We start from the raw sequence: 12,413 nt of genomic DNA, 5'->3' as shown, positions 1-12,413 counted from the left end.
TTGTTGTTTGGTTATTTTTTTACTTTTACTTTTCTGAGTACAACAGCACTACGTGCCGGAATGTACAGCTTCAACCATTCTTTTTTCTCTTTTTTATATAATGGGTCGAGTAATGTGAAATGATGTATCGAATCGTCCGCGATACCAAAACCGCCGAAACGGGTAGCATCCGTATTCAATACCACCTCATACTCACCTTTAGGCACGAGGAAGCCGTAGTCGGTGTACGATTTCGTAGGACTGAAGTTGAAGACGAACACCAGGTCTTTACGCATATACGCCAGAACCTGGTCGCCATCGCTGTCCCACACCTTCTGTATCGGAGTAGACTGAAAATTCTTCACGCTGCGGATCAGTTCGACCATCTCGCGATCGAAATCGCCCAAATAATGATACTTCAAATCCATATTGTCTACCAGATCCCACTGGCGTCGGGCATATTTATGTGACCAGCCGTTACCTTCGCGCGGAAAATCGATCCATTCCGGATGTCCGAACTCATTACCCATAAAGTTTAGGTAACCGCCGTTGATAGTCGAAGCCGTCACAAGACGTATCATCTTATGGAGTGCCACCCCGCGTTCAACCATAAAGTTATGGTCGTCTTTCTGCATATGCCAGTACATATCCGCATCTATCAGGCGGAAAATGATAGTCTTATCTCCTACCAGCGCCTGGTCGTGACTTTCAGCATAACTGATTGTTTTTTCGTCAGCACGACGGTTGGTCGTTTCCCACCAGATAGAAGAAGGATGCCAGTCCTCGTCTTTCTTTTCCTTGATTGTCTTGATCCAGTAATCGGGAATATTCATCGCCATACGGTAATCGAAGCCATAACCGCCGTCTTCATATTTAGCTGCCAGGCCGGGCATACCGCTCACTTCTTCAGCAATAGTGATGGCATTTTTATTGACCTCATGTATCAGTTTGTTGGCAAGGGTGAGATAAGCGATCGCATCGCCATCCTGATGCCCGTTAAAATAATCACCATAATTGCAGAAAGCCTCGCCCAACCCATGACTGTAGTAAAGCATGGAGGTCACGCCGTCGAAGCGGAAACCGTCGAACTTATACTCTTCGAGCCAGAATTTGCAGTTGGACAGGAGAAAATGCAGCACCTCGTTCTTTCCGTAATCAAAGCAAAGCGAATCCCATGCCGGATGTTCGCGGCGGGAACCACTAAGGAAATACTGGTTGTAAGAACCGTCGAAACGTCCGAGACCTTCCACTTCATTCTTAACAGCATGGCTGTGTACAATATCCATGATCACGGCAATACCCATCCCGTGAGCGTCGTCGATCAAGTGTTTCAGTTCTTCGGGCGTACCGAAGCGTGATGAAGCTGCGAAGAAACTGCTGACATGATAACCGAAAGATCCGTAATAAGGATGCTCCTGGATAGCCATGATTTGAATGGCGTTGTAACCTTCACGTGCAATGCGGGGCAGAACGTTGAGGCGAAATTCATCGTATGAGCCGACCTTTTCCTCGTTCGTTGACATACCTATATGGCATTCGTAAATGAGCAGCGGGGAAGTATCCGGTTTGAAACGCTTATTTTTAAATGTATATGGCGTAGCAGGATTCCATACCTGAGCACTGAATATCTTCGTCACAGGATCCTGGACGACACGGCGTATCCATGCCGGGATGCGTTCACCGCTTCCTCCGTCCCATTCGACCAGCAACTTGAACAGGTCTTCGTGGTGCAACAGATCTTCTTCGAGAGCGATCTCCCACACGCCATAGCCCTGGCGCTTCATTTTATATTGTTCTTCTTTTTTCCAGTCGTTGAATGTACCGATCAGGTAGATGGCCGTGGCGTTCGGGGCCCATTCGCGAAATACCCACCCCTTGTTGGTTTTGTGTAAACCGAAGTACAGATATCCGGAAGCCATTTCCGACAAGGTTTGTTTCCCCTTGTTAGTCAAGCTCTTTTCCTTATCAATCACGTATTGATACCGTCCTTCTATCGCCTCTTTATAAGGGGCAAGCCAAGGGTCATTCTTTATTAGATTCAGAGACTCCATGATTTATTTGAGATTGGTTTAGCGCAAAGATAAAAGAAAAAAACATACCGTATTGATATTCCGTAGATATTTCTTAATTTTGCGTCAAACCCATATAACATATGAGTAAAGGAACAAAGAGTATTGCCTTTTATTTTATAATGATCCTGGTTTTTGGTTCATTAATGTATCTGATCGCCAAAGAAGGAGAAAGACAACAGATTGAAAGCGCCATCACTGCTGCCTACGACGCCCCGAAAGACCTTGGTGAAGGTTTTTCTTTGTTTTGGGAGCTGATGACGCACCATATACAGTCGCCTATCGGAATATTATTGCTGCAGATCATCACGATCCTGCTGACCTGCCGCCTGTTCGGGTGGCTGTTCCAGAAGATAGGGCAACCGACCGTTATCGGCGAGATCGTGGCGGGTATCGTACTGGGACCGTCGGTGCTGGGACATCTGTCGCCCGAAGTCTCGGGATTCCTCTTCCCGGTCGAGTCGCTCGCCAATATCACGATCCTGAGCCAGTTCGGGCTGATCCTGTTCATGTTCGCCATCGGTATGGAGTTGGATATTACCGAAGTACGAAAGAAATTAAAGGAAACCATCCTGATAAGCCATACGAGTACGATCGTACCTTTCTTCTGCGGTATGCTTACTGCCTATTTCGTTTATGACACCTATGCAGATAAAAGTACCCCTTTCCTGTCGTTTGCCCTATTTGTCGGTATCGCGATGAGTATCACTGCTTTTCCTGTGCTGGCACGTATCATACAGGAGAAAGGGTTGACGCGAACGCACCTGGGAACGATCTCGCTCGCCAGTGCTGCCAACGGTGATATTACAGCCTGGTGCCTATTGGCTGTCGTGATCGCCATCGCACAGGCGGGAACGATGCTGAGTGCGATCTACAACATTCTTTTCTCCGTACTTTATATCGCTTTCATGTTTTTTGCCGTGCGTCCGTTCCTCCGGATGATCGGGCACGTATATCATAATAAGGAAGTGATCGACAAAGGGCTGGTAGCTTTTATGTTCCTCCTCCTGATAATTTCCTCCTATCTGACGGAAATGCTGGGGCTGCATGCGTTGTTCGGAGCATTCATCGCAGGCGTGGTGATGCCGAGTAATGTGAAGTTTCGTAAGATCATGACCGAGAAGGTGGAAGATGTCTCACTGGCATTGTTTCTGCCGTTGTTTTTCGTCTCGACAGGGTTACGCACCGAGATCGGTCTGCTGAACAGCCCGGAGCTGTGGTGGATGTGCGGGGTATTTATCGTGGTTGCCATCGTCGGTAAATTCGGTGGAGCGATGTTCTCCGCCCGTTTCGTAGGCGAAAGTTGGAAAGACAGTCTATATATCGGTGCGCTGATGAATACGCGCGGGCTGATGGAGCTTGTAGTGCTTACCATCGGTTACGAAATGCATATCCTCCCTCCTTCTATTTTCGTCATGCTGGTGCTGATGACATTGGTGACGACATTCATGACGATCCCGTTGGTTTCGTTCATCAAGTTCTGCTTCCAGGCACGGGAGAAAATCAAAGAATACAAGACTGTGGACGTAGCAGACGGTACTTACAAGGTGTTGCTCTCATTCGGACGGGCTGCCAACGGACAGATCATGCTTGATGTGGCATACCAGATGTTTGCCCATAAACGGCATCAGGTGGATCTCACGGCACTTCACCTTACTGTCGGTTCGGACGTGAACCCGTTGCATACGGACAACTTCGAAGAGGTAAGTTTCGGTCCCATCCTGTACGGAGCCAAAAAGCTGGGGATTAATATAGATACACGCTACGAGGTATCGAACAACGCCGGACAGGACATCACCGACATTGTCAACACAGAAGGTTTCGACTTTCTGCTGGTAGGTTCGGGTATCTCGATGAGTAACCAGCCGGATGATATCGAAGCGAACCGTTACCGTACGTCGTTCTACAATCGTTTCTTCCGCCGTTTCAAGGCACCTGAATCATGGTTTTACCCGGGTGCATTATTGAAAGACAAAACGAAGATGTTTATCGGGAAAAGTAATTGTGACGTAGGTGTATTCGTAAACCGGGGATTCGTCAAGGCTAGTAATGTGATTGTAGTAATCGATTCGGAAAAAGATTTGTTTATCCTGGAATATGCCTCCACGCTACTCAAGACGACGCATGGTTCGGTAAGCATTCTCGACCGGAGCAGTTCAACGACACCGGGCAGCGAGAAGATACAATATGCCATCCGCCAGTTTGTCGAATCGACCAAGCAGGCGAACCTGCTGGCAGAGAAGGATATGACGGCTTCACTTTTCAACGGTTACACTTTCATGCTGATCAGTTATGATAGCTGGAATGACGTTTCCGAACATCGTCGCGAGGCGTTGCAGAAGATGCCGTCGACTCTGATTCTGAATCATAAGGAGAAAACAGAAGAATAAGCAGGATAAATAACAAGTCCCTCTATTTGTAATTACAAGTTCCCATTATTATCTACAACATCTACAAGTTCATCCTGTATATGTTGTAAATAAATGGTTTTAGCAGTGGTGGCAGATGTTTTTTTATCTACCACTTCAAGATTGTATCTACCACTATTATGCCGCTTTTGACTTGCAGATGGCTATTATTCCTTCCCTACTTACCATTCTTCACCCGCTATGATTCTTTAGTTTTAGTGCCTGAAAAACTTTTGTTTTCCAAACACTAAACAAGAGTTTTCCAGGCACTAAACAAAAGTTTCCTCGGCAAGAAACTTTTGTTTATTCGAGAAGAAACTGTATACTAGAACGTCACATCGATCCCGCCCATAAACACAGCTTTCGGCATCGGGTAACCTTCGTTGATGGAATAACGGGTTGCCGTCAGGTTCTCTCCTTTGACAAACAGCTTCAGTCCCTTATTCTGCGAGCCAAAACGGTAAGAAGCACGGGCATTCAGCACTGTATAGTCCTCTTTTTTATTATCTTCCGGCTTATTTCCTACATTCGTATACAGGTCAAATATGGACTGTACGCTCAGATTAAAGGTAAAGCGTCCGGGCATATAAGTTGCGCTGGCATAGAATTTATGAGCTGGGGCAGCTACTATATCCTTATTCATATGCAGATAGCTGTAGTTCATATCCAGATTCAGGTTGTTCAGAATCTGATAACCGGCTTCAAATTCGACCCCTTTATTATAAAAACGTCCGATATTCGACATCTGTCGGTTTACTACAGAGATCATATCTTTTCCTTCAATATAAAAAGCAGTCAGCTCGGCGTGCAAACGATTATCCAACAGATATTGTCCGACAGATAATTCATAACTCAGCATACTTTCCGGCTTCAGGTCCGGATTCGCTTTTGAATAAGGAAGATAAGAGATATACAATTCGCGCAACGTCGGACTTCTGTATCCCTTAGAGAAAGAACCTTTGATCGTATTTCCTTCGAACGGGCGAAGGGCAAATCCCGCCTGCGGAACCCACTCGCCGCCATACGCGCTGCTATGTTCGTAACGCACACCGGCATTCAGGCTCAGGATATCAAAGAGATCCTGCTGCATGATCGCATAACCAGCCACCTCGTTTACCGATTTCTTGACGATCTCACCGATCGGTCCGTTAATCGTATCGTTCCAGGCATGACCTCCCCAATTCTTATAATCGATACCGGCAGTAAACGTATTTCCTTCTACCAAACGAAAAGACTGATACAACTGAACACCCGTATTATGGTCGTCAGAATAGAACAGGAACGAACGGGGATCGGCATTTACCGCATGTCCGTCATTGATTTTATGATGACCCCAGTTATAAAAAACACGCAGGGCGCCGCTTGTCTTTTCATGGTGATTCTCCAAAGCAAACGAAGTTGTACCACGAAGAATATGCATGTCATGGTCCAGCAATGGGCTGGTGATTGTTCCCGGATCTTCGGTATTATATTTTGCCAAACTCAAATTGCCGGTTACCTTATATTGATTGTTGATCCGGTATCCGAGGTTGGCAAAGCCGTTAGTGATATCAAATTTGGAATCCGGCCTGTGACCATCCGAACGGTCATGGTTCACCGATATGAAACTGCTGAAATTTCCTATATTATAGCCGTTATTAATCATATACTTCTGTGTGTTATAAGAACCGAACATCACACGAGCCTGTGTACGACGCCCCTGTTGCTTGTGCTGGCGGGTAATAATATTGACTACGCCGCCCATCGCATTCGATCCATACAATAACGAACCCGGTCCGCGGATCACCTCTACCCTTTCAATATCAGATGCGACATACGTATCCGGCAAGGAATGCCCGAAAACACCTGCCCATTGTGGCTGGCCGTCAAACAACATAAGAACTTTATTTCCTTGTCCCACCCCACGGATGTTCACAGTCCCTGCCGATCCCGAGGAAACGCCAAAGCCGGTCACGCCTTTTTCCGTCACAAACAACCCGGGAACGCGCTCCGACAACACCGGCAGCAAAGCCGACTCGCTACTCGCTTCTATCTGATCCCTGTCTATCACCGAGACAGTAAGGGGAACACTGTTACGGTTCACCTGTATCTTATTCGCAGATACAACGACCCCCTGCAGATTGATCAGACTGTCTATTTCCATTGGTTCGACAGGTTCAGTTGCATAAGCTGCCGCTCCTGCCAATAATCCCGAAATAAGTAAAAATCCTTTCTTCATAATTTATTCTTGTATAACATTAATCGTTAACCACGGTAACACAAAATAATAAAAACGTGTTACCATTCAGGCAAAAAAATATATTCAATCCGCCCGGCTCATCACCAACTTTCCATGCTTAATACCCTTGATAGCAGTCAGTTTATCTGACAATTCAGTCAATCGGTGGGCTGTACCCATCACTGTAACGATGTGCAGACAAAAGTGCTGATTGACATAATACTGGGAAGAGGAAAGGATCACGTTCTGATAATCCTGCTCGATACCGGCAATCTTTGCAGAAATAGCCTTTTTCTCCTGGTCGTACATAATGATAATAGTACCTGCCACGATGTGATTACATTGCCATTTCTTCTCTGCCACGTTCTTTTCTATCAGAAAGCGGATGGCCTGTGAGCGGTTGGCAAAGCCATTCTCGTCCACATACTGATCCAATGATTCTAACAGGTTGTCTTCCAGGGAGACACCAAAACGTTTTATCGACATATAATGCTTCATTTATTTTGAGCGGTAAATATACAATTTTATTACCGGTACAAAGGTAATTTGTCTAAAAAGAAATAATGTAATATAAATTACAGATATTATTACCTATATTACTGATTACACAAAAAACGGGAGCCACATCCCTGCAACTCCCGTTTCCATCACCTAATACTCAAAACCTTAATCTAATAACTCTGTGTTATCAATCTAAATAACGTCGTATCCCTTAGAAGTTCCTTCCGGTATCCCACCACAGACGGGTTCCGCAATTGTCTGCACCACCCAAAGCCGTTACCAAAGCTGAATATTGCTCAGGATTAGCTGTTTTGATGCCGACAAAGAAATTCAATCTACGCGGTCCCAGGTTCGAATCGATCGTGCCCTGGCTGTCGTTCACCAAAACCGGGAACAACTTAGGATAACCGGTACGTCTTTGTTCTGTCCATGCTTCGCAGCCTTCCGGATAACAGGCAATCCATTTCTGAGTAATAATTTTTTCCAACTTTTCTTCATTGGTTGCTGCGTTATCCCATGCCGGCGTTACTTTGCCTACAGCTTTTGCATTGAAGGAAGCATCAAAAGCATCCTGATAATCTTTCGGAGTCTTCGTACTTTCCAGGTATGCAGCTACATCTTTAGCACCCCACTGGGCAAAAGAGGCTTTGACACCATTTTCATAACAAGAACCCGGATCTTCGGAAGACCAGCCTCTCAAGGCAGCTTCCGCACGCAGGAACCATACTTCGGCAGCCGTCATTAGAACTGCATTGGATGTCTGCGCAATCGTACTTTTCGAATGTTTACTGTAATTTTTATGATTGAAGCCTGTTCCCTGACGGATACCTTTGTAAGTACCCTTTACCGGAATGATCTCAGTACCTTCGCCGCCGGCAGCCTTATCAAAATACTTCGACAAACGGGGATCGTCATAACCACCCATATAAGACTCCATATTTGCATTCAGGAAAACTTCTCCCCATCCCTTATTGATCTCGCCAAACGGGTTATTATAACCGGTACCATCCGTAGAAACAGCAACGATATCGTTATCTTCTTCCAATAAACCTCCTGCATCCGTCAAGGCTTTTTTCGCTTCTGCTGCAGCCAGTACGGGATCGGCCATAGCGATACGGACAGCCAGGCGGAGGCGTAACGAGTTACCGAATCTGATCCATTCGGCATAGGTCCGTTTGCCCTGCGGCATCAGGATATCGAACTTCGCGAAGTTCTCCACGTCTGGATTCGCTTCCATATAGGCACGGATCAAACCGATTCCCGTATCGAGGTCTTCAAAGAAAGCCTTATAGGCAACCGGCTGTGTATCCGGCATGGAACCGGTTTTCGAACCGAACTGCGTATAAACAACAGGACCGTATAAATCGGATACGCGATGTATCAATTCCACTTTCAATATTTTGGTAATCCCATAGAATGAAGGATAATCCTTTTCCGTCAGATCTTCGGATTTCTGAATCTCCGTCATGATATATCCGTAGGTATTCTCCCAAAACGATCCGTTCCATCCGTCCTGCATGTTATAGGTCGTGTTCGCACGTCCTTCGTTGAACGGGTTGAAATCGTGTACATAACCTGAAAACATATCGGCGCTCAGATTCTGCATGACCTGGAACGGCCAGTTTTTACCGCCACCCCAATCGTAGTTGAAGTAAATACCCTGCTGAACGACTCCCAGAGGAATACCATATTTATTAAATTCCTGCTCCTTCGACTTATCCGGGAAACCAGCCTCGTTCGTATTAAAAGATTCAAAATCATCCGTACAAGCTGAAAAACCTATCAATCCGCCCAAAAAGATTGCGGCTATATATTTATAATTCTTTTTCATAATATACTGTCTTTATTAGAATGTAAATTTAACATTGAAACCTAAGCTTCTAGTTGTCGGCATACCGAATACATCGATACCCTGGTTGTCGTTGCCTGTCGAAAGGACTGCATCCGGATCGAAAGGAGCCGATTTGTGGAAGAAGAATAAGTTACGACCTACAAATGACAACTGTACATCCTGGAAAACCTTTGTTTTCTCCAGCAATCTCCTCGGGAATGTATATCCTAAAGAAAGTTCGCGCAGGCGGATATTGGTTGCACTATACATATAATATTCCGTACATCCGTTACGGCCACTGACAGCCGTATAGAATTTTGACGGGTTGACATGCGTACCTTCCAGGTCTACGAATCCGGCATTACGGGCTTCGGCTGATTCAATGCTCACACCTTTCTGGTCCATATCGGCCTGTGTCTGTGACAATACATCGCCACCAAAACGGCCATCGATCAGGAAGTAAAGGCTGAATCCTTTATAAGTCAGCGTATTGCCCCAACCCAACATAAAGTCAGGATTGCTGTTACCTACTTTGACCGTATTACCTGAACCGACTACGTTAGGGATCAGATCACCGTCTTCATCTTTTGTAAAAGCGATCTCTCCAGTCTTATCGTCGCGTTCGAACGCCTTACCATAGATATCACCCAGTGCACCACCTTCAACAAGGCGCATAGAGTAAGAAGAAGAGAAACCTTCGTCACCATAAACAAATGTCTTCAGGTCAGGATGAAGCTCAATCACCTTGTTCTTGTTTGTCGAGAAGTTAAAAGAGGTCTTCCAACGGAAATCTTCCGTCATCACCGGAGTGACACCCAAGCTGATTTCAACACCCTGGTTCTGGATATTACCGGCATTTACATAGTAATATTTATAAGCTGCACCGGCAGAAGAAGGCAACGTAAACAACTGGTTCTTCGTGTTTGTCTTATAGTAAGTAAAATCGAAGTCCAGACGGTAGTCGAAGAATTTCCATTCCGTACCCACTTCCCATGAAGTACTCATTTCAGGTTTCAGTTCGTCGAACGGAGCCTTTGAATTGGTCTGGATAGCTCCGCCAGCCACGATCAGGTCGTTGCTTCCCGCAATCGGGTTACTGATGAAAAGAGGCAGGTCATTACCTACTTTACTCCATGAACCTCTTACCTTACCGAAGTTAATCCATTCCGGCATCGTCAGCGAATTATTGATGATCCATGACAAACCTACCGACGGATAGAAGAAACTGCTGTGTTTCGTATAAGCCAGAGTCGACGACCAGTCGTTACGGGCAGTCAGGTCCAAGTACAGGCTTTCTTTCCATCCCAGCTGGGCAGTTGCAAAGAGAGACTGCATCACACGTTTCTGATCGATCTGCTGGTCGATATAAGAAGCTGTTGACATCACGATGTTGGCAACCGAGAACTGGTTCGGATAATACAAGGAAGCTGTCTTCGAGTCCAGTCTCAGCGAGTTGAGAGTCGTACTGTTGATGCTACCACCGATTGCGCCCGTCAAAGCGAAATCACCCCATTTCTTATTGAACATAGCCATAAAATCACCATAATACAATGTCTCTGTATGATTCAGGTCGATATAACGACCGTTTGAACCAGCGATAGCCGGTGCGGTTGAAGCATACATCTTTTGATTATATGTATCGTGTGTATAATCGACTGTTCCACGAGCTTGCAGGCTCAGCCAATCCGTAATCTTCAGGCTGGCAGTCAAAGAAGCGATGGCACGTGCACGCTTGTCGTTACTCTTGATACGGTTCGTGATCCAGTACGGGTTCTGTTCCATGTCGCGTTCGGCATCCGTATACCAGTTTTGTTCCATCAGGTTGCGGGTATCATTAAATGTTTCAAAGTTCGTGCGATATTCACCGATATTCTCACCACGCGGGAAACGGTAAAGACCAACCAACGGGTTCATATAATAACCACCGGAAGCCGGACGGTTCTTGATACTCTGCGACATCAGGTTCACGTTTGCATCTAGTTTCAGGTAATCATCGAAGAAACTGGCGGTTTCGCGGAAGTTCAGGTTATGCTTCTGCAACTTGTTATGCTCCACGATTCCCTTGGCACTGGTGTTGGCATAGGAGAAGTAAGTCTGCATCTTTTCGTTACCGGTTGTCAAAGACAGGGAGTTGATAGCGGTTACGCCGTTCTGGAAGAAATCGCCTGCATTATCATAAGCAGTCAGATTACCTTTCGGTCCCCAGCTGGTCTTCGTTTCCTTATCCATACCATATTCGTTCTGAAATTCCGGCAAACTCATTGCATGATCGACTGTCAGGTTGGAAGAGAAAGTTACTTTCTGCACACCAGCCTTTCCTTTCTTCGTTGTGATCAGGATAACACCGTTGGCAGCTTGCGAACCATACAATGCAGCAGCCGAAGCACCTTTCAGGATACTCATACTTTCGATGTCGTCCGGATTCAGGTTGGAAATACCATCGCCACCGTCACGGTTACCGGCATCCGCCGTACCACCGATCGCACTGACAGCCTGTTCATTGCTGCTGTTCAGCATCGGCACACCGTCGATTACATATAATGGCTGGTTATTACCGCTTACCGAGCGGTTACCACGGATAGAAACCTTGGCAGATCCACCTAAACCGGAAGAACTCTTACTGATCTGTACACCGGCAGTCTTACCAGCCAGGGCATTGATCATGTTCGGGTCCTTGGCACGAGTCAGCTCGTCGCCGCCGACCTGCTGGGTCGAATAAGTCAGGGAGGATTCTTTTTTCTTGATACCCAAAGCGGTTACCACCACTTCTTCGATATTCTGGGAATCTTCTTCCAACAACACTTTTAAAGATGATTGTCCTGCATATTTGATTTCCTGTGGGTTATATCCGATATAAGATATAACGATGATGGAATTATCGGGCACGGTCAATGTGAAATTACCGTCGACATCGGTTATCGTACCGTTCGTTGTCCCTTTCTGCAACACGTTCGCACCGATGATCGGTTCGCCGGATTTATCCGTAACAACTCCTTTGACAGTCTTGGCTGCCTGCTGCATAATCGCCTCTTTCTTATTGAGGATAATTTTGGTGTTTACTACCGTGTAGGCGACATCGGATTCACCGAACAATTTGTTCAGCACATCGAAAATGTTCTTTTCGTCCACTTTCACCGACACTTTACGGCTGGTGTTCACGATACTGGCATCATAGATGAAAGAGAAATCCGTTTGGTTCTCAACGGCTTCCAGCACGTTGGCTATCGTACTGTTCGACATATCCAGCGAGAGCGTAGCATTCTGTGCATACGTATTACCCGCTACTGCGATACCAAGACTAAGGAAAAAGAATACAACGCTCAATCTCATAACTAATGGTATTTTTCGGAAAAGATGAAAACTTTTCTTCCCGATAATTTCTAAGGTTACAATTTTATTCATAATTT

At 45.8% G+C, this 12,413-nt stretch carries 6 protein-coding genes; 1 reads left to right on the top strand and 5 read right to left on the bottom strand.

Annotated features, from left to right (window positions below; all coding sequences use genetic code 11):
- Positions 1-11: 11 nt before the first annotated feature.
- Entirely contained in the window at positions 12-2,030 is a 2,019-nt protein-coding gene (locus DXD68_RS11575) for an alpha amylase C-terminal domain-containing protein (RefSeq protein ID WP_122361646.1), read from the bottom strand.
- Positions 2,031-2,131: 101 nt separating this feature from the next.
- On the opposite strand from DXD68_RS11575, the gene DXD68_RS11570 reads away from it, so the two are divergent.
- A complete protein-coding gene (locus DXD68_RS11570; protein WP_122361645.1) occupies positions 2,132-4,438 on the top strand; it encodes a cation:proton antiporter in 2,307 nt (768 codons plus the stop codon).
- A 343-nt stretch (positions 4,439-4,781) separates the two neighbouring features.
- Here the strand turns inward: DXD68_RS11570 and DXD68_RS11565 are convergent, their stop codons facing one another.
- From DXD68_RS11565 to DXD68_RS11550, 4 genes are all read right to left on the bottom strand, one after another.
- Positions 4,782-6,674: a TonB-dependent receptor plug domain-containing protein gene (locus DXD68_RS11565; RefSeq protein ID WP_122361644.1), complete on the bottom strand. Its 1,893-nt coding sequence runs from the start codon at positions 6,672-6,674 to the stop codon at positions 4,782-4,784.
- A gap of 84 nt (positions 6,675-6,758) precedes the next feature.
- Positions 6,759-7,160, bottom strand: a complete 402-nt coding sequence (nikR, locus tag DXD68_RS11560) for a nickel-responsive transcriptional regulator NikR (protein ID WP_122361707.1) — start codon at positions 7,158-7,160, stop codon at positions 6,759-6,761.
- A gap of 226 nt (positions 7,161-7,386) precedes the next feature.
- The gene (locus tag DXD68_RS11555; protein WP_122361643.1) at positions 7,387-9,006 is read right to left on the bottom strand and encodes a SusD/RagB family nutrient-binding outer membrane lipoprotein; all 1,620 of its coding nucleotides are present in this window, start codon (positions 9,004-9,006) and stop codon (positions 7,387-7,389) included.
- 15 nt (positions 9,007-9,021) lie between these two features.
- The gene (locus DXD68_RS11550; protein WP_122361642.1) at positions 9,022-12,408 is read right to left on the bottom strand and encodes a TonB-dependent receptor; all 3,387 of its coding nucleotides are present in this window, start codon (positions 12,406-12,408) and stop codon (positions 9,022-9,024) included.
- Between the last annotated feature and the right edge of the window lie 5 nt (positions 12,409-12,413).

Source organism: Parabacteroides sp. TM07-1AC, assembly GCF_003480915.1.
Taxonomy (GTDB): domain Bacteria; phylum Bacteroidota; class Bacteroidia; order Bacteroidales; family Tannerellaceae; genus Parabacteroides; species Parabacteroides chongii.
The sequence above is the reverse complement of the archived record's forward strand: the minus strand, read 5'-3'. Positions and strand labels throughout refer to the sequence as shown.